The organism is Achromobacter sp. GQ309 (assembly GCF_059759315.1).
The window spans coordinates 730,315-756,572 of the sequence record NZ_JCAXDP010000002.1 but is presented as its reverse complement, the minus strand read 5'-3'; the positions used below and the strand labels follow the sequence as shown (position 1 = coordinate 756,572).

22 protein-coding genes are annotated in these 26,258 nt (G+C 63.2%); 16 read left to right on the top strand and 6 right to left on the bottom strand.

Translation table 11 applies throughout. The features are described 5' to 3' along the window. The first annotated feature begins 191 nt into the window (after positions 1-191). The 3 genes from aceE to lpdA are packed head-to-tail and all read left to right on the top strand — an operon-like array spanning position 192 to position 6,410. Positions 192-2,900 carry a pyruvate dehydrogenase (acetyl-transferring), homodimeric type gene (gene aceE, locus AC6CIE_RS08795; RefSeq protein WP_175138964.1) on the top strand — a complete coding sequence of 903 codons (2,709 nt, stop codon included), beginning with the start codon at positions 192-194 and terminating at the stop codon, positions 2,898-2,900. A gap of 12 nt (positions 2,901-2,912) precedes the next feature. Next, positions 2,913-4,592, top strand: a complete 1,680-nt coding sequence (gene aceF / locus AC6CIE_RS08790) for a dihydrolipoyllysine-residue acetyltransferase (protein ID WP_498092013.1) — start codon at positions 2,913-2,915, stop codon at positions 4,590-4,592. 12 nt (positions 4,593-4,604) lie between these two features. Continuing rightward, on the top strand, positions 4,605-6,410 hold the full coding sequence (lpdA, locus tag AC6CIE_RS08785) for a dihydrolipoyl dehydrogenase (RefSeq protein ID WP_498092011.1): 1,806 nt from the start codon (positions 4,605-4,607) through the stop codon (positions 6,408-6,410). A gap of 210 nt (positions 6,411-6,620) precedes the next feature. Here lpdA and AC6CIE_RS08780 read toward each other — a convergent pair whose 3' ends face one another. Beyond that, positions 6,621-7,808, bottom strand: a complete 1,188-nt coding sequence (locus tag AC6CIE_RS08780) for an MFS transporter (RefSeq protein ID WP_498092009.1) — start codon at positions 7,806-7,808, stop codon at positions 6,621-6,623. Between the two features lie 109 nt (positions 7,809-7,917). Between AC6CIE_RS08780 and AC6CIE_RS08775 the strand changes: the two genes are divergently transcribed. Continuing rightward, entirely contained in the window at positions 7,918-8,421 is a 504-nt protein-coding gene (locus AC6CIE_RS08775) for a MarR family winged helix-turn-helix transcriptional regulator (protein WP_498092007.1), read from the top strand. A 176-nt stretch (positions 8,422-8,597) separates the two neighbouring features. On the opposite strand, the gene AC6CIE_RS08770 is transcribed toward AC6CIE_RS08775, so the two are convergent. The 5 genes from AC6CIE_RS08770 to AC6CIE_RS08750 form a co-directional block, all read right to left on the bottom strand. After that, positions 8,598-8,792, bottom strand: coding sequence for a putative motility protein (locus tag AC6CIE_RS08770; protein WP_056316520.1), 195 nt, complete (start codon positions 8,790-8,792; stop codon positions 8,598-8,600). 204 nt (positions 8,793-8,996) lie between these two features. Then, positions 8,997-9,794 carry a hypothetical protein gene (locus AC6CIE_RS08765; RefSeq protein WP_498092005.1) on the bottom strand — a complete coding sequence of 266 codons (798 nt, stop codon included), beginning with the start codon at positions 9,792-9,794 and terminating at the stop codon, positions 8,997-8,999. 417 nt (positions 9,795-10,211) lie between these two features. Next, entirely contained in the window at positions 10,212-11,981 is a 1,770-nt protein-coding gene (locus AC6CIE_RS08760) for a flagellin N-terminal helical domain-containing protein (protein WP_498092003.1), read from the bottom strand. A gap of 254 nt (positions 11,982-12,235) precedes the next feature. Beyond that, entirely contained in the window at positions 12,236-13,840 is a 1,605-nt protein-coding gene (locus AC6CIE_RS08755; protein ID WP_498092001.1) for a methyltransferase regulatory domain-containing protein, read from the bottom strand. 204 nt (positions 13,841-14,044) lie between these two features. After that, the gene (locus AC6CIE_RS08750; RefSeq protein ID WP_175186085.1) at positions 14,045-14,800 is read right to left on the bottom strand and encodes an RNA polymerase sigma factor FliA; all 756 of its coding nucleotides are present in this window, start codon (positions 14,798-14,800) and stop codon (positions 14,045-14,047) included. A 425-nt stretch (positions 14,801-15,225) separates the two neighbouring features. Between AC6CIE_RS08750 and flhD the strand changes: the two genes are divergently transcribed. From flhD to cheZ, 12 genes are all read left to right on the top strand, one after another. After that, a complete protein-coding gene (flhD, locus tag AC6CIE_RS08745; protein ID WP_046806433.1) occupies positions 15,226-15,549 on the top strand; it encodes a flagellar transcriptional regulator FlhD in 324 nt (107 codons plus the stop codon). 33 nt (positions 15,550-15,582) lie between these two features. Beyond that, a complete protein-coding gene (gene flhC / locus AC6CIE_RS08740) occupies positions 15,583-16,161 on the top strand; it encodes a flagellar transcriptional regulator FlhC (RefSeq protein WP_175126091.1) in 579 nt (192 codons plus the stop codon). A gap of 116 nt (positions 16,162-16,277) precedes the next feature. Continuing rightward, positions 16,278-17,147, top strand: a complete 870-nt coding sequence (gene motA / locus AC6CIE_RS08735) for a flagellar motor stator protein MotA (protein WP_056570169.1) — start codon at positions 16,278-16,280, stop codon at positions 17,145-17,147. Between the two features lie 11 nt (positions 17,148-17,158). Beyond that, a complete protein-coding gene (gene motB, locus AC6CIE_RS08730) occupies positions 17,159-18,154 on the top strand; it encodes a flagellar motor protein MotB (protein WP_175138974.1) in 996 nt (331 codons plus the stop codon). Beyond that, complete coding sequence (locus tag AC6CIE_RS08725) at positions 18,151-18,531, top strand: response regulator (RefSeq protein WP_175126093.1); 381 nt, start codon at positions 18,151-18,153, stop codon at positions 18,529-18,531. Before motB ends, AC6CIE_RS08725 begins: the two co-directional genes overlap by 4 nt. A gap of 28 nt (positions 18,532-18,559) precedes the next feature. After that, positions 18,560-20,731, top strand: coding sequence for a chemotaxis protein CheA (cheA, locus tag AC6CIE_RS08720; RefSeq protein WP_498091999.1), 2,172 nt, complete (start codon positions 18,560-18,562; stop codon positions 20,729-20,731). Positions 20,732-20,748: 17 nt separating this feature from the next. Then, entirely contained in the window at positions 20,749-21,249 is a 501-nt protein-coding gene (gene cheW / locus AC6CIE_RS08715; RefSeq protein ID WP_129247084.1) for a chemotaxis protein CheW, read from the top strand. Between the two features lie 93 nt (positions 21,250-21,342). Next, positions 21,343-23,046: a methyl-accepting chemotaxis protein gene (locus AC6CIE_RS08710; RefSeq protein ID WP_175139608.1), complete on the top strand. Its 1,704-nt coding sequence runs from the start codon at positions 21,343-21,345 to the stop codon at positions 23,044-23,046. A gap of 8 nt (positions 23,047-23,054) precedes the next feature. After that, positions 23,055-23,909 (top strand): CheR family methyltransferase, encoded by an 855-nt coding sequence (locus AC6CIE_RS08705; protein WP_498091997.1) that lies wholly within the window; start codon positions 23,055-23,057, stop codon positions 23,907-23,909. A 22-nt stretch (positions 23,910-23,931) separates the two neighbouring features. Next, the gene (locus AC6CIE_RS08700) at positions 23,932-24,990 is read left to right on the top strand and encodes a protein-glutamate methylesterase/protein-glutamine glutaminase (RefSeq protein ID WP_175126221.1); all 1,059 of its coding nucleotides are present in this window, start codon (positions 23,932-23,934) and stop codon (positions 24,988-24,990) included. Between the two features lie 51 nt (positions 24,991-25,041). Beyond that, the gene (cheY, locus tag AC6CIE_RS08695; protein ID WP_056316584.1) at positions 25,042-25,431 is read left to right on the top strand and encodes a chemotaxis response regulator CheY; all 390 of its coding nucleotides are present in this window, start codon (positions 25,042-25,044) and stop codon (positions 25,429-25,431) included. A gap of 8 nt (positions 25,432-25,439) precedes the next feature. Next, positions 25,440-26,072 (top strand): protein phosphatase CheZ, encoded by a 633-nt coding sequence (gene cheZ, locus AC6CIE_RS08690; RefSeq protein ID WP_056570181.1) that lies wholly within the window; start codon positions 25,440-25,442, stop codon positions 26,070-26,072. Positions 26,073-26,258 lie beyond the last annotated feature (186 nt).

Genomic DNA, 26,258 nt, shown 5'->3' with positions numbered 1-26,258 from the left:
TTTCCTTGCGACCGGTTAATCTTCTTTCTTAGAATGCCGCCTGACAGGAAACCCGCCCCTGGCAGGTCCTTTGAACACCCCGACCCCATGCATTGCATGGTAGCCCGGATGATCCCGGCTACCATGCAATGTCCGCGAGTAGATCAATAAGCGGGTGTGTGGTCACGACGAACCCCAACAGGAGACACACGATGTCCTCTAACGCCCAGGCTGGCGCCGTTCAGGCCGCCAACGACGAAGACACCCTTGAAACCCAGGAGTGGCTCGAAGCCCTGGCAGCCGTCCTTGATCGCGAAGGACCGCAGCGCGCCCATTACCTGCTGGAACGCCTGATCGACGAAGCCCGTCGCTCCGGCGCTCACATCCCGTTCTCGCCCAATACCGCTTACGTCAACACGATTCCCCCCGGCCTGGAGCCGGCGCACCCGGGCAACCTGGAACTGGAAACGCGCATCCGCTCGTACGTGCGCTGGAACGCCATGGCCATGGTGGTCAAGGCCAACAAGCACAACCCGCCCGATGGCGGCGACCTGGGCGGTCACATCGCGTCGTTCGCCTCGCTGGCCACCATGATCGGCTGCGGCCAGAACCACTTCTGGCACGCTGAAGACGAAGGCCACGGCGGCGACCTGGTCTACTTCCAGGGCCACACCTCGCCCGGCATGTACGGCCGCGCCTACCTTGAAGGCCGCCTGACCGAAGACCAGCTGAACCACTTCCGCCAGGAAGTGGACGGCAAGGGCCTGTCCTCGTACCCGCATCCGAAGCTGATGCCGGACTTCTGGCAGTTCCCGACGGTGTCGATGGGCCTGGGCCCGCTGATGGCCATCTACCAGGCCCGCTTCCTGAAGTACCTGCACGCCCGCGGCATCGCCGACACCAGCAACCGCAAGGTCTGGGTGTTCTGCGGCGACGGCGAAATGGACGAACCCGAGTCGCTGGGCGCCATCGCTCTCGCGGCCCGTGAAAAGCTCGACAACCTGATCTTCGTCATCAACTGCAACCTGCAGCGCCTGGACGGCCCGGTGCGCGGCAACGGCAAGATCATCCAGGAACTGGAAGGCGACTTCCGCGGTTCGGGCTGGAACGTCATCAAGCTGATCTGGGGCGGCTACTGGGATCCGCTGCTTGCGCACGACAAGGAAGGCATCCTGCGCCAGATCATGGAAGAAACCGTCGACGGCGAGTACCAGGCGTACAAGGCCAACGACGGCAAGTTCGTCCGCGAACATTTCTTCGGCAAGCACCCCAAGCTGCTGGAAGCCGTGTCGCGCATGAGCGACGAGGACATCTGGCGCCTGAACCGTGGCGGCCATGATCCCCACAAGGTGTACGCGGCCTTCAAGTCGGCCACCGACCACACCGGCCAGCCGACCGTCATCCTGGCCAAGACCATCAAGGGCTACGGCATGGGCCACGTCGGCCAGGCCAAGAACCCGACCCACCAGCAAAAGAAGCTGGAACTGGATTCCATCCGCGAATTCCGCGACCGCTTCGGCATCCCGATCCCGGACGACAAGCTGGCTGATCTGCCGTACTTCAAGCCGGCCGAAGATTCGCCCGAAATGAAGTACCTGCACGAGCGCCGCGCCGCGCTGGGCGGCTACCTGCCGCGCCGCCGCGCCAAGGCCGACGAGCAACTGAAGGCCCCCGCGCTGGACGCCTTCAAAGCCGTGCTGGAGCCCACCGCGGAAGGCCGCGAAATCTCGACCACCCAAGCCTTCGTGCGCATCCTGAACCAGGTGCTGCGCGACAAGGAACTGGGTCCGCGCGTCGTGCCGATCCTGGCCGACGAATCGCGCACCTTCGGCATGGAAGGCCTGTTCCGCCAGATCGGCATCTACGCGCCGGAAGGCCAGAAGTACACCCCGGTCGACAAGGACCAGGTCATGTACTACAAGGAAGCGGCTGACGGCCAGCTTCTGCAGGAAGGCATCAACGAAGCGGGCGCGATGAGCTCGTGGATTGCGGCGGCCACGTCGTACTCCTCGAACAACCGCATCATGATCCCGTTCTTCATCTACTACTCGATGTTCGGGTTCCAGCGTATCGGCGACCTGGCCTGGGCTGCCGGCGACATGCAGGCGCGCGGCTTCCTGCTGGGCGGCACTGCCGGCCGCACGACGCTGAACGGCGAAGGCCTGCAGCACGAAGACGGCCACAGCCACATCCTGGCCTCGACCATCCCGAACTGCGTGTCGTACGACCCGACGTTCGGTCATGAGCTCGCCGTGATCATCCAGCACGGTCTGAAGCGCATGGTGGAAGACCAGGAAAACGTCTACTACTACCTGACGGTGATGAACGAAAACTACCCGCAGCCCGGTCTGACCAAGGGCGACGAGGAAGGCATCATCAAGGGCATGTACAAGCTCAAGTCGCACGGCAAGGGCAAGAACCGCGTGCAGCTCATGGGTTCGGGCACCATCCTGCGCGAAGTCATGGCTGCGCAGGAACTGCTGGCTGCCGACTGGGATGTCGCTTCCGACCTCTGGAGCGTCACCAGCTTCACCGAGCTGCGCCGCAACGGCCTGGACGCCGAACGCCACAACATGCTGCACCCCGACGAGAAGAAGCCGCAGGTCGCTTACGTCACGGAACAGCTGGCCAAGACGGAAGGCCCGATCATCGCGTCGACCGACTACATGAAGCTCTTTGCGGACCAGATCCGTCCGTTCGTGCCCAAGGGCCGCGAATACAAGGTGCTGGGCACCGATGGTTTCGGCCGCTCGGATTTCCGCGCCAAGCTGCGCGAGCACTTCGAAGTGGATCGCCACTTCGTCGTCGTCGCCGCCTTGCGCGCGCTGGCCGACGAAGGCAAGGTGCCGGTTGCCAAGGTGGCCGAAGCCATCAAGAAGTACGGCATCAATCCGAACAAAGCCAACCCGCAATACGCCTGAGGGTAAAGAGACATGAGCAACATCGTGCAAATCAAGGTTCCCGACATCGGCGACTTCAAGGAAGTGGAAGTCATTGAAGTGCTGGTTGCCGTGGGCGACACGATCAAGGCGGAACAAAGCCTGATCACGGTCGAATCCGACAAGGCCTCGATGGAAATCCCCGCGTCGCAAGGCGGCGTGGTCAAGTCCATCGCCGTGAAGGTCGGCGACAAGGTCGCCGAAGGCGCGGTCGTGCTGGAAGTGGAAGCGGCCGACGCTGGCGCCGCCAAGGAAGAGGCCCCCAAGGCTGAATCCAAACCGGCCGCCAAGGAAGAGCCCAAGCAGGCCGCAGCCGCCGCGCCCGAGGCCGAGGCCTCGGCGCCCGCGCCGGCTGCCTCCAGCGGCCCGGTCGAGATCGAAGTGCCGGACATCGGCGACTTCAAGGAAGTCGAAGTCATCGAAGTCATGGTCGCGGTCGGCGACACCATCAAGGCCGAGCAAAGCCTGATCACCGTCGAGTCCGACAAGGCCTCGATGGAGATCCCGGCCTCGCAAGGCGGCGTGGTCAAGGAAGTGAAGGTCAAGGTTGGCGACAAGGTCGCCAAGGGCTCGATCGTGGTGGTGGTGGAAGGCGGCGCGCAAGCCGCTGCCGCCCCGGCCGCGAAGTCCGACGCTGCGCCGGCCCCGGCTGCAAAGCCGGAAGCCAAGGCAGAATCGGCGCCCGCGCAGGCTGCCGCGCCCGCCTCGCGTCCGGCCCCCGCCGCCGCGCTGGAAGACGCCAACCTCAAGCCCGGCCAGCTGCCCCACGCGTCGCCGTCCGTGCGCAAGTTTGCGCGCGAACTGGGCGTGAACCTGTCCAAGGTCAAGGGATCGGGTCCCAAGGAACGCATTACCGCCGACGACGTGCGCGGTTACGTCAAGCAGGCCCTGTCGGCTGCGCCGGCGGCCGCTGCTGCCGGTGGTTCGGCCGATGGCGCCGCGCTGGGCCTCTTGCCGTGGCCGAAGGTCGACTTCACCAAGTTCGGCCCGATCGAAGCCAAGCCGCTGTCGCGCATCAAGAAAATCTCGGGCGCGAACCTGCACCGCAACTGGGTCATGATCCCGCACGTCACCAACAACGACGAAGCGGACATCACCGACCTGGAAGCGCTGCGCGTCACGCTGAACAAGGAAAACGAGAAGTCGGGCATCAAGGTCACGATGCTGGCCTTCCTGATCAAGGCCGTGGTTGCGGCCCTGAAGAAATTCCCCGAGTTCAACGCCTCGCTGGACGGCGACAACCTGGTGCTCAAGCAGTACTACCACATCGGCTTTGCCGCCGACACGCCTAACGGGCTGGTGGTGCCCGTGATCCGCGATGCCGACAAGAAGGGCATCCTGCAGATCGCCCAGGAAATGACCGACCTGTCCAAGAAGGCGCGCGACGGCAAGATCTCGCCCGCCGAAATGCAGGGCGGCTGCTTCTCGATCTCGTCGCTCGGCGGCATCGGGGGCACCTCGTTCACGCCCATCATCAACGCGCCTGAAGTCGCGATCCTGGGTGTGTCGCGCTCGTCGCACAAGCCTGTGTGGGACGGCAAGCAGTTCGTGCCGCGCCTGATCGTGCCGCTGTCGCTGTCCTACGACCACCGCGTCATCGACGGCGCCGCGGCCGCGCGCTTTAACGCCTATCTGGGTGCGCTGCTGGCCGACTTCCGCCGCATCGCGCTGTAAACGGGGAGCCCTATGAGCAATACCGTTCAAATCAAAGTGCCGGACATCGGCGACTTCAAGGAAGTGGAAGTCATCGAGGTGCTGGTGGCCGTGGGCGACACGATCAAGGCGGAACAGAGCCTGATCACGGTTGAGTCCGACAAGGCCTCGATGGAAATCCCGGCGTCGCAAGGCGGCGTGGTCAAGTCCATCGCCGTTAAGGTCGGCGACAAGGTCGCCGAAGGCGCGGTCGTGCTGGAAGTTGAAGCGGCCTCGGGTGCTGACGCCGGCGCCGCCAAGGAAGAGGCTCCCAAGACTGAATCCAAGCCGGCCTCCAAGGACGCTTCCAAGCCGGAAGCCCCCAAGGCCGACGCGCCTGCCGCCAAGGCTGCAGCGCCCGCCGCCGCCACCTACAGCGGTTCGGCCGACGGCGAATACGACATGCTGGTGCTGGGCGCGGGCCCCGGCGGCTATTCCGCCGCCTTCCGCGCCGCCGACCTGGGCCTGTCCGTGGTCCTGGTCGAACGCTACAGCACGCTGGGCGGCGTCTGCCTGAACGTGGGCTGCATCCCGTCCAAGGCGCTGCTGCACAACGCCGCCATCATCGACGAAGCCCGCGAACTGGCTGCCCACGGCATCAGCTTCGGCGAGCCCAAGATCGACCTGGACAAGCTGCGCGGCTACAAGGACAGCGTGGTCGCCAAGCTGACCGGCGGCCTGGCCGGCATGGCCAAGGCGCGCAAGGTCACCGTGGTGACGGGCGTGGGCGAATTCGCGGATGCCAACCACCTGACCGTCAAGGGCGCCGACGGCAAGACCCAGACCCTGCGTTTCAAGCAGGCCATCATCGCCGCCGGCAGCCAGTCGGTGAAGCTGCCGTTCCTGCCCCAGGACGAGCGCATCGTCGACTCCACCGGCGCCTTGCTGCTGCGTGAAGTGCCCAAGAAGATGCTGATCATTGGCGGCGGCATCATCGGCCTGGAAATGGGCACGGTGTACTCGACGCTGGGCGCGCGCCTGGATGTCGTGGAAATGCTGGACGGCCTGATGCAGGGCGCCGACCGCGACCTGGTCAAGGTGTGGCAGAAGAAGAACGCCTACCGCTTCGACAACATCATGTTGAAGACCAAGACGGTGGGCGCCGAAGCGAAGAAGGACGGCATCTACGTCACCTTCGAAGGCGAGGGCGCACCCAAGGAACCGCAACGCTACGACCTGGTGCTGCAAGCCGTCGGCCGCAGCCCCAACGGCAAGAAGATCGGCGCCGACAAGGCGGGCATCGCCGTCACCGACCGCGGTTTCATCGAGGTTGACCGCCAGATGCGCACCAACGTGCCGCACATCTACGCCATCGGCGACATCGTCGGCCAACCCATGCTCGCCCACAAGGCCGTGCATGAAGGCCACGTCGCCGCCGAAGCCGCCGCCGGCCAGAAGTCCTTCTTCGACGCACGCGTCATTCCGTCGGTGGCCTACACCGATCCGGAAGTGGCGTGGGTCGGCCTGACCGAGGAAGAAGCCAAGAAGCAGGGCATCAAGATCGAGAAGGGCGTGTTCCCGTGGGCAGCCTCGGGCCGCGCCATCGCCAACGGCCGCGACGAGGGCTTCACCAAGCTCATCTTCGACGCCGAAACGCATCGCATCCTGGGCGGCAGCATCGTGGGCACCCATGCGGGCGACCTGATCAGCGAACTGGCGCTGGCCGTGGAAATGGGCGCCGACGTCGTCGACATCGCCAAGACCATCCACCCGCACCCGACGCTGGGTGAATCGGTGGGCATGGCCGCGGAAGTCGCCGAAGGCGTCTGCACCGACTTGCCGCCGATGAAGAAGAAGTAACGCGCCGCGGCTTGCTGCGGTTGCAATAAAAGCGCCGCCCCTTTTTGAGGGGGCGGCGCTTTTTTATGCGCGGGCGTTGTGGATGTGTGTGCTGTTTGCCCAGGCGTTTCTTATGCGAGGGCTGTCTGTGCAGACGCTGTACGTGCCAGCGCTGTGCGTAGGCTGTTTGCGGGGCGGCTGCCTATGTATGGGCGGGGCAGGGGCGCGCGCTCAGGCGTCGATCCGTCGATACGAAGCGGGCGAAAACCGCAGGGCCAGCGCCAGCAGCATGACGGCGCCGGCCAGCATCACGATCCAGGCCTCGGTCAGGCTGGAAAACCGGTCGCGCAGGATGCCCGCCAGCAATGGCATGAAGCTCGCAATCAAGTAGCCGCCGCCTTGCACGAACGCCGCCAGCATGCCCGCTTGTGCCGGATCGTCCAGGTGGTCCATCGCCACGATCAGCGACAACGGAAACAGCGCGCCGATTCCGATGCCAAGCAGCAGGCACGCCAGCAGCGCCAACTTGAGCGGGGCAAGGATCAGGCATGTCAGTCCGCAGATCAGAATGGTCAGCACGGCGGCCAGCGGCTTGCGGCGATCCGGAAAGCGGCCGATCCACGCCGACACGGCCAGACCCGCCATCACCTCGGCAAGCGTCAGGCCGCCCAGCAGAAAACCGGCGGCGGAAGGTTCCCACCCGAGACCGGTGTAGAACGGCGGCAACCACGCCAGCACCAGCGTGTAGGCGCCGGTGCCGATGCCAAAGAACAGCATCAGCTCCCATGCCCGCAGATTGCGCCAGAAGCTGCGTGGTGCAGTGCGAGCCGTGCGGTGCAGGGACGATGATGCGTCGGCGCGACCTTGCGCTGCGTTGAGCCACAACGGCAGCGCCAGCAGCGCGGGCACGCTCCAGAATGCCAATGCGGCGGGCCACCCGAAACTACCCGCAAGCCCCGCGGCGCTAGCCGCCGCTACGGCCGCGCCCGCCATGATGCCGGTGGTGTACAAGCCGAACACGCGTCCCATGTCATGCGCGAAATTGCGCTTGATAAAGGCAGGCAGCAAGGTCTGCACCAGCGCAATGCCGACGCCCGCCAACACCGCCGTCAGCAGCAACCCGTAGGTCTGCGTCCCGGCATAGCGCGCGGCGCAAGCAAGGGCCACCAGCGCCATGCCCAGTGCAATCCCGGTGCGTTCATTCAGGTATTTGTTGAGGCGCCCGCCCGCGAGTGCGCAGATCCCCATGACGAACACGGGCAAGGTCGTCAGCAGGCTGGCCTGCGTGTTGGTCGCGCCGGTGGCCGCCTGGATCATGTCCAGCAACGGCCCGATGGCCGCCAGCGCGGGCCGCAGATTCAACGCCACGGCCACGATGGCGACGATGGCAAACAAGGGGCGTAACCTCACGCGCGTCATTGATATCTCGACATCAAGTTATTTGATGTCGAAGTATATAGACGGCGCGGTGCATTCGGCAACGGGATATCATGGCTGCCAATGTAAATAGCTTCATGTAGAGACAACCATGAATGACCGTGCACGGCGCGCGCAGGAAGAGTGGCAGCGCGAACGTCCTGACATCGACGCCAACGTGATGGCGCTGGTCGGGCGACTGCTGCAAGCCACGCATCTGCTGGAGCGCAACTGGTTCCTGCCGCTGGCAGCGCAGTTCGAATTGCACCAAGGGGAGTTTGACGTCATCGCCACGTTGAGGCGGTCAGGCAATCCGTACGCCATGACACCCACTGATCTGCACGAGGGCCTGATGCTGTCGTCAGGCGCGATGACGAGCCGGCTGGATCGTCTTGAACGAAAAGGCCTCATCGAACGTGTGCCGTCTCCGAACGACCGGCGCAGCACGCTGGTGCGGCTTACGCCGGCGGGCCTGGCGCTCATCGATAAGCTGCTGCCGTTGCATGTGGCGAATGAACAGCAGGCGATGGCGTCGTTGACGCACAAGGAGCAGGCGCAACTGGATGGGTTGCTGGCGAAGCTGATTGTGGGGTTGGAGCGTAAGCCGGCGGATTGAGCGGGCGGCGGCTCTGGCGCAGTCGTCGCAAGCCATACAGACGCCGGCATCCCTCGCGCGATGCGCGTCGTAGATGTTGTCCTGACCCGACGAACAGCCGTCCAATTGAAAAAGCCGCCCGTGGGCGGCTTATCTGCCTTGCATCCCGTTGCGGCCGGTCGCCGCGCGGTTTGAATTCAGGCGTGGGTGTTGATGCGCGAACCCAGCGTGCCGTCGATTGCCAGCACCGGCAGCGATTGCAACAGCGTGGCGACCGAGTCGGCTTGCGCATTGATCGCCTTCTTCGTCACCGATGCCTGCACTTCCATCATGAGGTTCGCGTCGCGCAAGGCCAGGGCGGAATTGACGGTGTTGTTGACGGAAGCATCCATGGTCTAGGTGTCCTGGTGATGTGAGGCCGGATCAACGGCCGAAGCAAGTCGCATTATGGGGCACGCCAATCGAATGATGCAAAACATTTCGCAATGATCGCGAGGCGCAGTGCATTGTGGCGGGGGATCGTGGCGGGCATGTGACAGGTAAGGTCTTTGCTCGCTACGGCGGCATCGGCCTGTGCCACGTGCGGTCATGGCGGGCTACGGCTGCGCCGGGCATTCCTTCACTTTGCCCCAGCCTTGATTGGGTTCGCAGTACTGCTTGCGGGCGGCCCACGCGCATTCGGGACGTTCGAAGAAGCCGAGTTCCGCGCATTGCGCGAGTTCGCCGTCCAATACAGCAACCCACGCCATGGGATCCGGCGCGGGAATCTCGGTGATGCGCAGTGTGGACTGCGGCGCGGCCGGGGCGGGTTCTGCCGAAGAAACCGGCGCAGGGACGCGTTCAGGGGCGGCGGAACTGCCTCGTTCTGATGGCGCAGTGATGGAGGGTGCGGCGTCGGCTGCGGCCGGCGTTGCGGGTTTGGGATCGGGTTCGACCGATGTGGAAACCACCGTCTCCGGGGACGATGGCGCGGGCTCGGAAGGCCGTTCCGACTGCGCGCCGCCCGATGCTGATGCGCCACCATTGGCGGCAGCATCCACACCCGACGACAAGGGCGGCTGAGGTGTCAGCGGCACGCGCACCGGACTGGCGGCGGTCGTTCCCGACGTCGCGCTATTCGGTGAGTTCCACGACACCACGAGCAACACCAGGGCGCCATAGATGGCGAGGGTATAAACCACGGTCACCGTTGCGCATCCGAGGCGCCGGCGCGTGATGGGTTCACCCTCGTCGCGGCCTAACAGGCCTCGCCACCCCACAAGCGCCGCTCCCGGCGCTGATATCAACCACCAGCACAAACGCTTGAACCATCCGGGCTCGTTGCGGGGCAGGGATGCCTGCACCTGCGCAGCCAGCAATTCCCGCAAGGCGCGGTTTTCTTCGCGCAGACGCATGGTCTGCAAGTCCGCAGGCCCCTGGTCATCTGGATCCGGCGTGCTGTCGTGCTGCGTAGCGAGTGGATCGGGAGGCGTGGCGGTCATGGGTGAAAAATATGGATACAAAGGCGTGCGGTCGCAATTATGCGCGATGGACTGATGGAGGCAATGAGGGAATAGGGCCGGAAAAAGGCGGCTTCGCGTGAGATCGGCGATCCGAGCGGCGGTGCGCGGGGGGATGCCTCGGCGCCTGGTACGGCGAGCGTTCTCGCGTGCCACCACTGCGCATGGCGGAAGAATCCGCGACCTGAAAAGAAACAAGCCGGCGTGAGCCGGCTTGTCTGTTCGACCAGGTGCGAAGCACCCGGTGCGAGGAAGGCGGGCAGGGAGGTCTTGCGACCAGATCCTGCCCAACCGTCAGGCGTTGCGGCGTGATTAACGCAGCAGCGACAGCACGCTTTGCGGCACTTGGTTGGCTTGAGCCAGAACCGAGGTGCCAGCCTGTTGCAGGATCTGAGCCTTGGACATGTTCGACACTTCCGTGGCGTAGTCGGCGTCTTGAATACGCGAACGAGCGTTGGAGAGGTTGTTGACCACGTTGTTCAGGTTGGCGATCGTCGATTCCAGACGGTTCTGCACGGCACCGAGTTCGCCGGTCAGCTTGTCGAGCTTCGTGAAGGCGGCGTCCAGCGTCTTCAGCGGGTCGGTGGTCTTGCCGCCGGCGCTTTCCGTTTCGAACGTCATCTTGCCTTTGGAGTCGATCTTCAGTTCCTTGCCGAGCAGGGCGGCATTCGGATCGAGCGACTGAGCGTTGCTGTCAGTACCGTCGTTCTTATACGTGTCGCCACCGGCGATCGCGATCACCTTGCCGGTGAGTTGATCGAATTGGAAGCGCTGAACGATTTTTTCAACGGTCGTCAAATCGCCCTTGGCATCGACATGCAGAACGTTATCATCGGTGCCGTCGTTTTGGGTGACGGTATTGCCACCGGTCACGTCAAGCGTAGCCGACTGAATGCCGGAACCCATCGTAATCGTGGCCGCGCCGGTGCCCAGCGCCGTCAACACTTGATCCGTGGTAGCCGTCGTCTGGTAGGCGATATCTGCTGTACCGGCGGCTTGGCCCTTGTAGGTGGTGCCACCAACGCTCAGTTCAACTCCGCTACGCTCGCCCGCAGTGTTGCCCATGAAGCCGGTGACATTCGCGAGCGTAGCTTGCGCGAGAGGAGTAGCCGTACCGCTGTTATCAGTGGCCGAAAGGTTGCCGTTAGTGGCGTCCCAAAACAGCGCATTTCCGTTGACGTCAGTAATTTTTCCATCGGAAGCGATTTTGATATCGACGGACTGATTCGTATTCTTGTACGTGCCGCTAACTGGCTCGGAACCGATTTTGTCCTTAAGAGCTGTTTCGATAGTGCCTGCGGCCTTAACTTCGGTGTAGGTGAAGTTGCCGGCCGCAGCGTTGAACGTGTAAGTCTTGCCAGCGGTAACTGCAATCTTGTCGCCGTCTTGGAACTTGCCCAGCACGTCCGCGACCGTGGCCTTGGTATTCTTGGTCGTGACTTCGTACTGATTCGCCGGCAGATCAGTCGTACCGTCGACTTCCTTCGTGCTGACGTTAGGACCGGTCAGATCATTAATGTTTGCCGAACGGTTCTGCGTCACGCCCGAACCATTCACGTTGAAGCCTTCCAGGCCCAGCGTCTTTGCGCTGATTTCCGTCAGATTCAGGGTGATCGTTTCGCCATCATTTGCGCCAACTTGCAGCGTCAGCGGCTTGGCGGAGTCGGACAGGACCTTCACGCCGTTGAAGTCGGTTTGTTCCGAGATACGGTTGATGTCCGACAGGCGCTGGTTGATTTCGTCCTGCATCGAATCCAGCTGTTCTTGCGAGTAGCTGCCGTTCGATGCTTGCACGCTCAGTTCGCGGATGCGCTGCAGGTGGGTGTTGACTTCGGAGGCGGCGCCTTCCGTCGTCTGGGCCAGCGAGATACCGTCGTTGGCGTTACGAGCGGCTTGGGTCAGGCCCTTGACGTTCGCGGTGAAGCGGTTGGCAATGGCCATACCGGCGGCGTCGTCCTTGGCGCTGTTGATGCGCAGGCCCGACGACAGGCGTTCAATGGCGGTACCCAGGGCGGATTGCGACTTGTTCAGGTTGTTCTGAGCAACGAGCGACAAGTAGTTGGTATTGATGACTGCAGCCATGTTTAGGCTCCCAAGAGAGAAAGGCTTCTTCAAACCGGGCAGCTAGGCCGCCCAAACTGTAACGGTGAGGTAGCTACGATCTTGCTGAATCTCTTCCGTTGCCAGGATAACGACAGGGCCTAAACATTCTTTAGGGCAAATTTTTGGATTCCGTGATTATTTGCCTTTTCACTGCAGGTTCCGAGTTCGGGCGCCGCGGGGCGTCGTATTGTGTGAGCGCCGCGACATCCGAAGCCATGGGGCCCAGATGAAAACTAAACCAGGAGGCCTTGGTTGCGCAGGGCGGTGAGGGCGTCGGCCACCAGCTTCTGTGCCACCGGATCCAGGTTGCGGACCCGTTTGAGCGATTTGCCAGACGGGGGCGACACCTGGCCGCTTGCGAGCGCGTCGCGCAGGCGGGTGCGCAAATCGGCAACAGACGCCCTGCCGTCAATCTGCCGGACGACAAACTGGCTCGTTTCGTCCAAGGGCAATTGCGTGCGGTGGTGCCAGAGGTTGTAAAGACCGACGGGCAGCGCGCCATTGGCCGTCAAATGTTGCAGGCGCTCGATGCCCGGAATCCATGTGGGCTTGGCGGCTATTGCTGAATAGCCAATCTCTTCATGCCGATACTCGAGCGCACCTGCGTTCAAGATGACGACGAGATGATTCAGCACCAGGTCTTCCAGTTGTTCGGGGGAGAGGGACTTTTTCGCCTTGGGGCGTATGGCTTCCAGCAGATCTGCAAAAGGCAGCGCATGGGGCCAGGCTTGTCGCAGGGCATCCGCCAACGTGACAAAGGTGGATTCGCTCGTGGTGATGCCTGCTCCCCGCACGCTTTGAAAACGGCGCTCCTTGGATGCCGCACCGGCAGGCCGGGCCACCAGTTCCAACCGCGCTCCAAAGCGCATATTCTTGAATGCATTGGCCTCGGGGATGCGCAAGATGGCTTCCGCCCGCTCGGCATGCACCAGCAGGCTCTTGCGAAATTGCCTTCCGACGGCAAAGTCCAGGTACTGCTCTCGCATTTCCCGGGGAGCATCCGCGGACAGCGCATTATGCAGGATAGCGACATTGCCGCCATAGTTGGACGCAATGGTGGATTGCGGCTCGGAATCGGCCAGATACGCAAGGCCCGCCTGCTGGGCCGCGGCGGCGAACTCCAGGAAGTAGCAAGGTGAATTGACCGCTTCCAGATGCTCGTGCATCAGGTAGTAGTCGGACTGCTTCCGGAGCTGTTGTACAGCCTGCTGCAAGGCGCTGCGAAGGGGGTTGCCCTGGGACAGCCCGTGTTCCAGCATGCCGAGCACGTCCTTGGCGCGGGTCAGGCGCTCTTGCGGCGTCTGCGCGCCATAGCTGTTCAGGATCATGGCGTCCCGAACCACATCCGATGCTTTCCAGCCGGGATAGGTGTTGTAGCTGATATAGGCAATGCCTTCAGGCGCGAGGTTTTCCCGGCAAACGCGCAGAATCGCCTCGCGGACCTCAGGCGGCACCCAGCTGAATACGCCATGCGCAATGATGTAGTCGAATTGCCCAAGGTCCTTGGTGATTTCCGTGATGCTCATCGCACGCAATTCGAGGTTCCGCAGCCCCATTGCCTTGACGACGGCTTGTCCGGATTCGATTTGCTGCGTGGATAGGTCAATGCCCAGTGCGTGCGCGTTCGGGTGAGCGACCGCAAACGGAAGCAGATTGCCCCCAGCGGCACATCCCAGTTCCAGCACCCTGGCGTTTTCCACGGCGGGGGCATTCAGGCCGTAGAGTGCGGCGACGGCACGCAAGTGGCCGGGCGCCGTCAACGCGAACGCATTGGATTCGTAGGGAGTGTCGTCGTACGCGTCGGCAATTGCTTGCACGAGCTCAGTGTTTTGGGTCATCAGAGATTCCAAGGCATGGATGAGGCTGCGCTTGACGCGCCAGCCCGAAAGGCTAAACGGGAGCGTGGCGGTAGCCTAACAGTGGGCCTGTGCGTCAATTAGCTGAAATAACGCCAATTTTTCGGCGTTTTGGCGGTGAGGACGACTGGCTGTCGTCACACGCGTGAGGCGGGGCTGCGGCAAGTATTCGTTTGCCGCGTCCATTCAAATAATCTGCGCGATCTGCCCCTCCTGGGGCAACTCCTGCCAGGCCTGATCCTTCAACCGAGCCCGGATCCGCGCCGTCGCCTGCGACCGCAGCTGGCACACCCGCGCCTCGGTCACATTCATGATCGCCCCGATTTCCTTCAGATTCAGCCCCTGCTCGTAACACAACGACAGCAGCAGCTTCTCCCGATCGGGCAGGGCGTCAATCGCATGCACCAACGCCTGCCGGAAATCCCCGGCCAAGAGCGAATCCAGCGGATTCCCACTCGGCGCCCCGTGATTCAACGTCGCAGACCAATCCGCCTGCCCCGACGCCGAATCGGGTTCAGTCGTGAAATCTTCGTAATGCACGATCTGCACGCCTTGCGCGTCGTGCAGCAGCGACTGGTATTCATCCAGCGGCAGTTCAAGCTGCGCTGCGATCTCGGCCTCAGTCGGCGCGCGCATCAAACGCTGTTCCAGAAACTGGATCGCCTGTTCGATCTTGCGGGCCTTCGTGCGTACGCTGCGCGGCAACCAGTCCTGGCCGCGAAGCTCGTCGAGCATCGCGCCACGGATGCGCGTCGTGGCGTAGGTCTCAAATTGCGCGTCCGCGGTTTCCTGATAGCGGCGGACGGCATCGAGCAGGCCGATCATGCCGGCTTGTATCAAGTCGTCGAGTTCGACGCTGGCGGGAAGCCGGGCGAGCAATTGCAAAGCCAGCTTCCGAACTAGCGGCGCGTATTCGACCAGGCTGTCATCTGCGTGGGGCATTGCGGGAATTCTGGCGGAGTCCATCGTGAAGCGCGGTCGTGTTGCCAATTCGCGACATTGTCGACAAGCGCGGCTACGGTAAGGCGGGCGAATCCTAAGAGTCGCTAAGTTGGCATTGTCGGCAATGGGGCGCCGTTCATTTCAGGAAGTACGCAACGTTTTGAATGCTTATTTGGCAAATTGGCGAAAATTTGTCACGAACTTGTATGTCAAGGTGTGTCTAGAAAGGCACGTTGCGCAACATCAACAAAGATTTGTCATATAAGTCATAGAAAATGACATCACCTGTGGTAAATTTTACTTAATTTGCGAAAAAATGATACATTTCGCATAAAAACAGGATGCAGCAAGCAGTCAGGTAACAATCGTTGCCTGCGCTATGGGTAATCAAGCCCCTCGGGTGGGATAGGGATAGGGAGTACGGCGTGCAACAAGTCGAAAATTCTTTGCTGGCAGACATTCGCGAAGTGAATCTGTCATATCTGTTACTGGCTCAGCGCATGTTGCGGGACGATTTCGCCGCATCGATGTTCCGCCTGGGTTTCAGTAACGAAGTCGCTGACATTCTCATGCGCCTTTCGCCGGCGCAATTGGTGAAACTGGCCAGCTCCAGCTCGCTGCTGTGCCGTTTCCGCTTTGATGATTACAGCCTGCTGTCCGCGCTGACTCACGACGTTCTGGGTGGTGCGCTGCAACAAGCGCATGCAACCATCCTGCTCGCCAAGCAGCCTGTCGAAGAACTGGCCTGACGGCCTCGCGAATTCCACTCGGATACACCTGTAATGGCCTCCAAGAGCGTTTCCCAGGAAGCGGACGACATTCTGCTTGCTAGCTCCATGATTACGCTGGGCGCGCGCCTTCAGGTGCTTGAGGCTGAAACAAGCCTCAGCCATGATCGCCTCGCCCGCCTGTATCGCGAAATCCGCGGCTGCTCGCCACCCAAGGGCATGCTGCCTTTTTCGGTTGACTGGTTCATGACCTGGCTGCCGAATATTCATTCCTCTCTCTTCTATAACGTGTATTCGTTCCTGAATACGCGCACCACCAGCAAGGGCATACGCGCCACCATCGATGCGTATCGCCTGTATCTCGAAAACGCGGGGCAGGAAACCGCGGATGCCGAGCCCGTCCTGAGCTTTACCCGGGCGTGGATGCTGGTGCGATTCTTCGACAGCGGCATGTTGCAGCTATCTGCGTGCCGGCAATGCGGCGGCCATTTCATCGCCCACGCCCACGATCCGCAGTCCGATTTCGTGTGCGCCATCTGCCGTCCGCCACCTCGCGCCGGCAAGACCCGCGCGGCGGCCAAAGCACGCGCCGGCAGCCGTTCAGCCCCCATTGCGACCGCCGCTCCGACCTGATCGGGCGTCCAAATACATCAAAAGCCCTGGAAAACACCCCCTAACCCGCCTTTTTGGGGCAGGGGGGACAGGGGATCATTGACGCAAGTTATAGACTTCGTTGGCAGGGGCCCGTTGTGTTGATTGTTATCGGTTTTCTTGTGGTGATCGTGTCGGTCGTCGGCAGCTTCATGGCGCTGGGCGGACACATGGGCGCGCTTTACCAGCCCTTCGAGCTGACGCTGATCTTCGGCGCGGCATTCGGGGCGTTCCTGGCGGGCAACAGCAAGAAGTCGCTGATGCTGGTCAAGAAGGCGCTTCCCGACGCGCTCAAGAGCTCGCGCTACGGCAAGGACGTGTACATGGAGCTGATGGCGCTCCTGTATGTGCTGCTGAACAAGGCGCGCCGTGAGGGCCTGATGGCCATCGAATCGCATATCGAGGACCCGGGCTCCAGCCCGATCTTCAGCGAGTATCCCCGTATCGCCAAAGACGAGAAGCTCATGGAGTTCATTACGGACTACCTGCGCATCATGATCAGCGGCAACATGAGCTCGTTCGAAATCGAAACGCTCATGGACGAGGAAATCGAAACCTACCGCCACGAGCGCGAAGTGCCGGCGCATGCGCTGCAGCAGATGGCCGACGGCCTGCCTGCTTTCGGTATCGTGGCCGCGGTGCTGGGTGTGATCAAGGCGCTGGCCGCCGTGGATCAGCCGCCCGCCATTCTGGGTGATTTGATCTCCAAGGCGATGGTCGGCACGTTCCTGGGTATTTTGCTGGCGTACGGCTTTGTGGGTCCGCTGGCCTCCCGCGTGGAACGCCGCACCGATGAAGCCATGAAGGTGCTCGAATGCATCAAGACGACGCTGCTGGCCAGCATGAACGGTTACCCGCCCCAGCTCGCGGTGGAATTCGGCCGCAAGGTGCTGTTCTCGGCGGTCCGGCCTACCTTCGGTGAGCTGGAAGAGCACGTCCGCCAGACCAAGTCGACTGGCAAGGCCTGACGGAGCGGGCCATGAGCACGGTAAATAATCACCGTGTGGTGATCCGCCGCAAGAAGGTCAAGGGCGGCGGGCACCACGGGGGCAGCTGGAAGATCGCGTACGCCGACTTCATCACGGCAATGATGGCGTTCTTCCTGGTGATGTGGCTGGTCAGCATCGTGCCGAAGGAAGAACTGAAGGGCATCGCGGAATATTTCCGCATGCCGCTGCGCGTCGCCATCACGGGCGGGCCCAGCAGTTCGGCTGAAACGAGCGCCGTGCCGGGCGGCGGGCAGGACCCGCTGCGCAGCGAGGGCGACGTGCGCCGCGGCCAGGGCAACCGGGTCGAGTCCCAGCCGATGGGCGACGCCGAGCGCCGCGAGCAGCATCGTCTCGAAAACCTCAAGAAGCGCCTCGAAAACGTCATCGAGACGAGCCCGGTCCTGAAATCCTTCCGGCCGCAGCTCCTGATCGATCTGACGACCGAAGGCCTGCGCATTCAGATCATCGACAACCAGAACCGCCCGATGTTCGCGACCGGCCGCGCCGAAGTGCAGCCGTACATGCGCGACATCCTGCGCGAGCTGGGGCCGGTGCTGAACGAACTGCCCAACAAAGTCAGCATCTCGGGTCATACCGACGCGTCGCAGTATGCGCGCGGCGAACGCGCCTATAGCAACTGGGAGCTGTCGGCCGACCGCGCAAACGCTTCGCGCCAGGAATTGGTGGCGGGCGGCATGAACGAAAGCAAGGTCATGCGCATCCAGGGTCTGTCTTCCAGCATGAGTCTGGTTAAAGATGATCCGTATGCAGCCGTTAATAGACGCATCAGCCTGGTGGTGCTCAACCAAAGCACCCAGAAGCGCATCGAAAGCGAGAACGCCGCAGCCGCGGATTTGAGCGCCAAGGATGCGCGCGAGGTGGGGACGGCCGTGCAGGCGGTGCAAGCCGCCAGCCAGGCCGCAACGGCAACCAAGCAGGGCGAGGCGGAGAACATCCCGCCCGCTGAAGGGGTTCGACAACAATGACGGCAACGATACTCGTGGCGGATGATTCCACGACCATGCGGATGATCGTGCAGGCGACGCTGACCGGCGCAGGCTGGAACGTGTTGACGGCTTGCAACGGCCAGGAAGCGCTGGAGGTGGCGATGGCCAACCCGGTGGATCTGGTCGTCAGCGACTGGAACATGCCGGTGAAGGGCGGTCTGGAGTTGATCCAGGGGTTGCGCGAAGAGGACCGGTACATGGATGTGCCGGTGCTGGTGCTGACCACCGAGGACGACGTGGACAGCAAGATGGCAGCCCGGGATCTGGGTGTTTGCGGCTGGCTTTCCAAGCCGGTGGATCCCGATGTGCTGGTGGAATTGGCGACCGAGCTGCTCGACGAGCAGGCCGGCGCGTAGCAGGTTCATTTAGAAAGGCGTACGGGTCATGAGTTCTGGTTTGGACCTCAGTCAGTTTTACGAGACCTTTTTCGACGAGGCGGACGAGCTGCTCGCGCAAATGGAGCAGCTGTTGCTCGAGCTCGATGTGGGCGCGCCCGACATCGAGCAGCTCAACGCCATTTTCCGCGCGGCACATTCGATCAAGGGCGGTGCGGCGACGTTCGGCTGTTTCAACCAGCTGGCGGGCACGACCCATCTGCTTGAGAACCTTCTGGACGCGATCCGGCGTGGCGAAATGGCGCTGCGCACGGACATGATTGATATTTTCTTGGAAACGAAAGACGTGCTCAAAAGCCAACTGGATGCCTATCGGGCCTCCGAAGAGCCCGATGATGCCGTGTTTGAGCGTATTTGCGCCGTATTGAGGCAGCTTGCGCTGGAGCATAAGGATCCCGCCGCGGCCGCCGCGCCCGCGCCCGCGCCCGCTGCGCCTGCACCCGTTGCTGCGCCGGTCGCGGCCCCGGCGCCCGCACCCGTGCAGCAGGCGCCCGCGCCCGTCGCACCGGTCGAAGCCGCCGCGCCGGCCGCCGCCACCAGCGAGCAAGCCGGCGGCCTGCCGCTGCGTGTACGCATCACCAAAGTTTCCGACAAGGATGCCGCGTCCCTGCTCGAAGAGATGGGCAACCTGGGCACCGTCAAGGCGAGCGAACGCGCCAATGGCGTGCTGACGGTCTGGGTGGATAGCACCTGCACGCCGGAAGACATCGAGGCCGTGTGCTGCTTCATCGTCGATGGCGACCAACTGAACATCGCCCGCGAGGCAGCGCCGGCAAGCGGCGACGCCACGCCCGTGGCGGCCGAAGCGGCGCCTGCCGCGCAAGCCGCGCCGGTTGCCGCGCCGGCCGCGGCCCCGGCTGCGCCGGAAGCGCCCGCTGCCGACGTTGCAGCGGCAGCCGACGCTGCCGCGCCGGCCGCCCGTGCCGCCGCCCGACCGGCCGCTTCCGCCGCCGCCCACGCAGACAAGGAATCGACCTCGATCCGCGTCGGCGTTGAAAAAGTCGACCAGGTCATCAACCTGGTTGGCGAACTGGTCATCACGCAGGCCATGCTGGCGCAGACCGCCTCCACGCTGGATCCGGTGCTGCACGATCGCCTGCTGAACGGCATGGAGCAGTTGGAGCGCAATGCGCGCGATCTGCAGGAAGCCGTCATGTCGATCCGCATGATGCCGATGGATTACGTGTTCAGCCGCTTCCCGCGCCTGGTGCGCGATATCGCCGGCAAGATGGGCAAGCAGATCGAACTGCAAACGTACGGCCGCGCGACCGAGCTGGACAAGAGCCTGATCGAACGCATCATCGATCCGCTGACCCACCTGGTGCGCAACAGCTTGGACCACGGCATCGAAACGCCCGAAAAGCGTATCGCCGCCGGCAAGGATCCGGTTGGCCAGCTGGTGCTGTCCGCGCAGCACAACGGCGGCAACATCGTCATCGAAGTCAGCGACGACGGTGGTGGCCTGAGCCGCGAAAAGATTCTGAAGAAGGCCATGGCGCAAGGCCTGGCCGTCAACGAAAACTCGCCCGACGACGAGATCTGGCAGCTGATTTTTGCTCCCGGTTTCTCCACGGCCGAAAAGGTCACGGACATTTCCGGCCGCGGCGTGGGCATGGACGTCGTGCGCCGGAACATCCAGGACATGGGCGGCCACGTGCAGCTGTCGTGCGAGCCGGGCAACGGCACCACGACCCGCATCGTGCTGCCGTTGACCCTGGCCATTCTGGACGGCATGTCGGTGCGCGTCGGTGAAGAAACCTTCATCCTGCCGCTGAACCACGTCACCGAATCGCTGCAGCCCACCAACGACCAGATCTACTCGGTTGCCGGCAACGAGCGCGTCATGCACGTGCGCGGCGAATACCTGCCGCTGGTCGAGATGCACCGCGTGTTCTCGGTGGGCGAGGCCCAGACCGATCCCACGCAGGCGATCGCCGTCATCATGCAGGCCGAGGACCGGCGCTTTGCGCTGCTGGTCGATCACCTGATCGGACAGCATCAGGTGGTGGTCAAGAATCTGGAATCGAATTACCGCAAGGTCCCGGGCATTTCCGCCGCCACCATTCTTGGCGATGGCAGCGTGGCCCTGATTGTCGACGTATTTGCGCTCGCGCGCGCCAACCGGGAGCGCTGGTCGCAGCCCGAAGCCGTTCTGAATTGATGGAGCACTAAAAAATCATGGCAGCCAAACCGCAAGCGCAAGCCGCGCGCAATGAAGATGTCGGCAGCGAGTTCCTGGTCTTCACGCTGGGCGACGAAGAGTACGGGATCGACATCCTGAAGGTGCAGGAAATCCGCGGCTACGACGCCGACACGGTCACCCGCATCGCAAACGTCCCGCCGTTCATCAAGGGCGTGACGAACCTGCGAGGCATCATCGTGCCGATCGTCGACCTGCGCATCAAGTTCAACCTGGGCCGCGTCGACTACAACGAGCAGACCGTCGTCATCATCCTCAACCTCGACCGCCGCGTCGTCGGCATCGTGGTGGACGGCGTGTCGGACGTGCTGATGCTCAACTCGGGCCAGGTTCGTCCGGCGCCCGAGTTCGGCGCCACGCTGTCGACCGAGTACCTGACGGGCCTGGGCACCGTGGATGAGCGCATGCTGATCCTGGTGGACATCGAAAAGCTGATGACCAGCGACGAAATGGCGCTGGTGGAGAAGGTCGCCTCCTGATCGGAGTCTGGCCGGAATGCGGGGTAAAGGCGCCATATTGATCGCGATGTGGCGCTTTCCTTTAACGATTGCAGTCAAGGGATGGTTCTTGTGATGCGCAAGTTTTTCGCGAACATGACGATACGCAGCAGCCTGTTGTGGGTGCTGGCGTTCTTCTCATTCATGTTGGTGATTGGTGCCGCGCTGGGCGTGTTGTCGTTGCGCATCAGCAATGGGACACTGGCCGAGATCAAGCAATCGCAGGAATTGAACGACGCCGTCAACCGCGTCGTGCTGAGCCACAAGGACACGCTGAACGGCCTGGCCCGTGCCGCGACCCTGAACTATGCGGACATCGTGCGCAGCGTCGGTCAGCCGACCCTGCTGGCGCAAGGTCTGTCCAGCGAGGCCGCCGGCCTGCTGGAACGTGCCAAGGCGTCGCTGAACAAGGGCCAGGCCGAGTTCGATTTCTTCAAGACCCTGCCACGGCCGGCCGAAGCCGCCGAGGCCCTGAAGGAGATCGACGACTCCTATGCGGCGCTGGTGCAGCAGGGTGTCGCACCGTTGGTCGCCGCGCTGGAAAAGGCCGACATGCCGGCTTACCAGACGCAGATCCAGAAGGTGCAGGACGCCCTGGAAGGCCGCTTTGCGCGCGCCGTCGAAGGCTTTGACTTTTGGCGCGCCAGCAAGATGACGGACGCGTTCGAAGTGGCGCAAGTGCGCTACCAGTTTGTGCTGATGGCCGTCAGCGCCGGCGGCATCATCGCGGCGCTGCTGGTGTTCGCTACCTACGTCTTCCTGCGCCGCCGCGTGCTGCAGCCGCTGAAGGAAGCCGGCCACCATTTCGACCGCATTGCCGGCGGCGACCTGACGGCTCGCGTGGAAGCCAGCAACACCAATGAAATCGGCCAGCTGTTCGCGGCGCTCAAGCGCATGCAGGAAAGCCTGACGCGCACGGTGGCCTCGGTGCGCCGCGGCGTCGATGAAATCAACGTGGGCTCGCATGAGATCGCGGCGGGCAACACGGACCTGTCCAGCCGCACGGAGCAACAGGCCGCTTCGCTGGAAGAGACCGCCGCCTCGATGGAAGAGCTGGCGTCGACCGTCAAGCAGAACGCGGACAACGCCCGCCAGGCCAACCAGCTGGCCGCCAGCGCGTCTGACGTGGCCGAGCGCGGCGGCGCGGCGGTGTCGGAAGTGGTGCACACCATGGAAGGCATCTCGGCCAGCTCGCGCAAGATCTCGGAAATCGTGTCGGTGATCGACGGCATCGCATTCCAGACGAACATCCTGGCGCTGAACGCGGCGGTGGAAGCCGCGCGCGCCGGTGAGCAGGGCAAGGGTTTTGCGGTAGTGGCGGGCGAAGTGCGTTCGCTGGCGCAGCGCAGCGCCCAGGCCGCCAAGGAAATCAAGGGCCTGATCGAAGACTCCGTGACCAAGGTGGGCGCGGGTTCTCAGCAGGTCGAACGCGCCGGCTCCACGATGCAGGAAATCGTGGCCTCGGTGAAGCGCGTGACGGACATCATGGGCGAGATCTCGGCAGCGTCCGAAGAACAATCCAGCGGCATCGACCAGGTGAACCGGGCCGTGTCGCAGATGGACGAAGTGACGCAACAGAACGCGGCGCTGGTGGAAGAGGCGGCTGCCGCCGCGGGCTCGCTGCAGGAACAGGCGCAGCGCCTGGCCGAAGCGGTGGCCGTGTTCAAGATCAATACGGGCGAGGTCATCGAAGTGCCGGCGCATCGGCTGTCATCGGTGCACGCCACCTATGACGACGCCCGCCTGCATGCGCCCGATGCGCCTGCTCTGGGACGCTGAGGATACGCGTGGCAACTTCGGCGAATACGGCCCCGTCCATTTCGGTGGACCGCCAGTTTGATTTCCGTGACGCGGATTTTTCCCGCGTCCGCAAGATGATCCACGCGCGCGCCGGCATTTCGCTCGGCACGCACAAGCGCGAGATGGTCTACAGCCGCCTTGCGCGCCGCCTGCGGGCGTTGGGCGGGCAGGATTTCGGCAGTTATCTGGACAGCCTGGAGAACGAGCCCGACGCCGCGGAGTGGGAAGACTTCATCAACGCGCTCACGACGAACCTGACCGCGTTCTTTCGTGAATCGCATCACTTTCCGATCCTGGCGGACTTCGCGAAGAAGCGCGGGGGACCCGTTTCGGCGTGGTGTTGCGCAGCCTCGACGGGCGAAGAGCCGTACTCGATCGCCATTACGCTGACCGAAGCCCTGGGCCCGCGGGCCGCCGGCTCGACCGTGCTGGCTACCGACATCGACACCAGCGTGCTGAACCGGGCGCGCACGGGCGTCTATCCGAACGAACGCGTCGCGAAGATGGAAAGCGAGCGCCTGCGCCGCTTCTTCCTGAAAGGACGCGGCGCGAACGAAGGGCATGTGCGGGTGCGGCCCGAGATCGCCGAGATGGTGCGATACGAGACGCTGAACCTCTTGTCGCCGTCGTGGGGGATCACCGAAAAGTTCGACGTGATCTTCTGCCGCAACATCATGATCTATTTCGACAAGCCGACCCAGGCCAAGATCCTGGAGCGGTTCGTGCCCCTCATGAAGCCGGGCGGCCTGCTGTTTGCCGGCCACTCCGAGAACTTCACGTACATCAGCCGGGATTTCCGTCTGCGCGGGCAGACAGTCTACGAATGCGCAAATAAGGCCTGAACGGGCCAGGGCAGCAAACAAGATGAAGAAAATAAGCGTTTTGTGTGTGGATGACTCCGCGCTTGTGCGCGGCTTGATGACCGAAATCATCAATAGCCAGCCGGATATGGAAGTGGTTGCGACCGCACCCGATCCGCTGGTCGCGCGCGACCTGATCAAGCGTCACAACCCCGACGTGCTGACGCTGGACGTGGAAATGCCCCGCATGGACGGGCTGGATTTCCTGGAAAAGCTGATGCGCCTGCGTCCGATGCCGGTCGTGATGGTGTCGTCGCTGACCGAGCGTGGTGGCGAAATCACGCTGCGCGCGCTGGAACTGGGCGCCATCGACTTCGTGACCAAGCCCAAGCTGGGCATTCGCGACGGCCTGCTCGAATACACGGAACTCATTGCCGACAAGATCCGCGCCGCGTCGCGCGCCAAGCTGCGCGCGCCCACGCCCCATGCGGCGGCAGCCGCGCCGGCGCCCATGCTGCGCCGTCCGCTGTCCAGCTCGGAAAAGCTGGTCATCGTGGGCGCGTCCACCGGCGGCACCGAAGCCATCCGCGAAGTCCTGCAGCCGCTGCCGCCGGACAGCCCCGCGATCCTGATCACGCAGCACATGCCGGCCGGCTTCACGCGGTCGTTCGCGCAGCGCCTGGACGCGCTGTGCGCCGTGACCGTGCGCGAGGCCGTGCACGGCGAGCGCGTGCTGCCGGGCCACGTGTACCTGGCGCCGGGCGGCGAGATGCACATGCGGTTGGGCCGCAGTGGCGCCAACTACGTCATCGAGCTGGAAGCCAGCGAACCGGTCAACCGCCACCGTCCGTCCGTGGACGTGCTGTTCAATTCCGCGGCCGTGGCGGCGGGCAAGAACGCCATCGGCGTGATCCTGACGGGCATGGGCAAGGATGGCGCCACCGGCATGCTGGCCATGCACCGGGCGGGCGCGCACACGATCGCGCAGGACGAAGCAAGCTGCGTGGTCTTTGGCATGCCTCGCGAGGCCATTGCCATCGGGGCTGCAAGTGAAGTGGTGCCGTTGTCGGCGATGAGCGAACGCATTCTGACTCGCCTGGGCGACCGTGGGCACCGCGTTTAACGCGGACTGACGCCACGATCGGTCTCAAGCAAATTTTTTCTGGAGTGAAAGATGGTAGACAAGGGCCTGAAGATTCTGGTGGTGGATGACTTCCCCACCATGCGGCGGATCATCCGCAACCTGCTCAAGGAGCTGGGTTTCGAAAACGTGGATGAGGCCGAGGACGGCGCCATTGGCCTGGAGAAGCTGCGCAACGGCGGCTTCCAGTTCGTGGTGTCCGACTGGAACATGCCCAACCTGGACGGTCTGGAGATGCTCAAGCAGATCCGCGCCGACGCATCGCTGGCCTCGCTGCCGGTGCTGATGGTGACGGCAGAAGCCAAGAAGGAAAACATCGTTGCCGCAGCCCAGGCCGGCGCCAACGGTTACGTGGTCAAGCCTTTCACCGCGGCAACGCTGGAGGAAAAGCTGAACAAGATCTTCGAGAAAATTGGCGGGTGAGGTGTGCGATGAGCTCGACGGAAACAGTTGACCCGGCAGAGTCGCCCGACCTGATCCATCGCATCGCCTCGCTCACCCGCATGCTGCGCGACAGCATGCGCGAACTGGGCCTGGATCAAGCGATCAAGGACGCCGCCAATGCAATCCCCGATGCGCGCGACCGCCTGCGGTACGTGGCGCAGATGACCGAGCAGGCCGCCAACCGCGTGCTCAACGCCACCGAGCAGGCCGGTCCGATCCAGGACAACATGTCGCGTTCGGCCCAGGCGCTGGATAGCCGCTGGCAGCAATGGTACGACCAGCCGCTGGAGATGCCTGAAGCGCGCGAACTGGTGCAGGACACGCGCGCCTTCCTGGCCGACGTGCCCAAGCAGACGCAGCAGACGCAGTCCAAGCTGATGGAAATCATCATGGCGCAGGATTTCCAGGACCTCACGGGCCAGGTCATCATGCGCATGATGGACGTGGTGGGCGCGATCGAACGCGAACTGCTGCAGGTGCTGCTGGACAACGTGCCGCAAGAGCGCCGCGATGAAGCCAACAGCCTGCTCAACGGTCCGCAGATCAACCCGCAAGGCAAGACCGACGTGGTCACCAGCCAGGACCAGGTCGACGACCTGCTGGCCAGCCTGGGCTTCTAAGCCCGGCCCTCGGGCGATGTCCGCTCCCGGACATTGCCCCGGTGTCAGACACCCGCATGGCCCTGGTGTCTGACACCCGCGCGCGCTGCGTCCTTGCGGCTGCCTGCCGCACTTGGCCGTCTTTGCCGCCTCGTCCGCATGACGTATTCCCTAAGAGCGCAAACGCGACCCGCCCGATAGACTCCT

Bases quoted from the DNA above. Each gene is read 5' to 3' on its own strand.
- aceE (WP_175138964.1), top strand. From the start codon at position 192: ATGTCCTCTAACGCCCAGGCTGGCGCCGTTCAGGCCGCCAACGACGAA.
- aceF (WP_498092013.1), top strand. From the start codon at position 2,913: ATGAGCAACATCGTGCAAATCAAGGTTCCCGACATCGGCGACTTCAAG.
- lpdA (WP_498092011.1), top strand. From the start codon at position 4,605: ATGAGCAATACCGTTCAAATCAAAGTGCCGGACATCGGCGACTTCAAG.
- AC6CIE_RS08780 (WP_498092009.1), bottom strand. From the start codon at position 7,808: ATGACGCGCGTGAGGTTACGCCCCTTGTTTGCCATCGTCGCCATCGTG.
- AC6CIE_RS08775 (WP_498092007.1), top strand. From the start codon at position 7,918: ATGAATGACCGTGCACGGCGCGCGCAGGAAGAGTGGCAGCGCGAACGT.
- AC6CIE_RS08770 (WP_056316520.1), bottom strand. From the start codon at position 8,792: ATGGATGCTTCCGTCAACAACACCGTCAATTCCGCCCTGGCCTTGCGC.
- AC6CIE_RS08765 (WP_498092005.1), bottom strand. From the start codon at position 9,794: ATGCGTCTGCGCGAAGAAAACCGCGCCTTGCGGGAATTGCTGGCTGCG.
- AC6CIE_RS08760 (WP_498092003.1), bottom strand. From the start codon at position 11,981: ATGGCTGCAGTCATCAATACCAACTACTTGTCGCTCGTTGCTCAGAAC.
- AC6CIE_RS08755 (WP_498092001.1), bottom strand. From the start codon at position 13,840: ATGACCCAAAACACTGAGCTCGTGCAAGCAATTGCCGACGCGTACGAC.
- AC6CIE_RS08750 (WP_175186085.1), bottom strand. From the start codon at position 14,800: ATGCCCCACGCAGATGACAGCCTGGTCGAATACGCGCCGCTAGTTCGG.
- flhC (WP_175126091.1), top strand. From the start codon at position 15,583: ATGGCCTCCAAGAGCGTTTCCCAGGAAGCGGACGACATTCTGCTTGCT.
- motB (WP_175138974.1), top strand. From the start codon at position 17,159: ATGAGCACGGTAAATAATCACCGTGTGGTGATCCGCCGCAAGAAGGTC.
- AC6CIE_RS08725 (WP_175126093.1), top strand. From the start codon at position 18,151: ATGACGGCAACGATACTCGTGGCGGATGATTCCACGACCATGCGGATG.
- cheA (WP_498091999.1), top strand. From the start codon at position 18,560: ATGAGTTCTGGTTTGGACCTCAGTCAGTTTTACGAGACCTTTTTCGAC.
- cheW (WP_129247084.1), top strand. From the start codon at position 20,749: ATGGCAGCCAAACCGCAAGCGCAAGCCGCGCGCAATGAAGATGTCGGC.
- AC6CIE_RS08710 (WP_175139608.1), top strand. From the start codon at position 21,343: ATGCGCAAGTTTTTCGCGAACATGACGATACGCAGCAGCCTGTTGTGG.
- AC6CIE_RS08700 (WP_175126221.1), top strand. From the start codon at position 23,932: ATGAAGAAAATAAGCGTTTTGTGTGTGGATGACTCCGCGCTTGTGCGC.
- cheY (WP_056316584.1), top strand. From the start codon at position 25,042: ATGGTAGACAAGGGCCTGAAGATTCTGGTGGTGGATGACTTCCCCACC.
- cheZ (WP_056570181.1), top strand. From the start codon at position 25,440: ATGAGCTCGACGGAAACAGTTGACCCGGCAGAGTCGCCCGACCTGATC.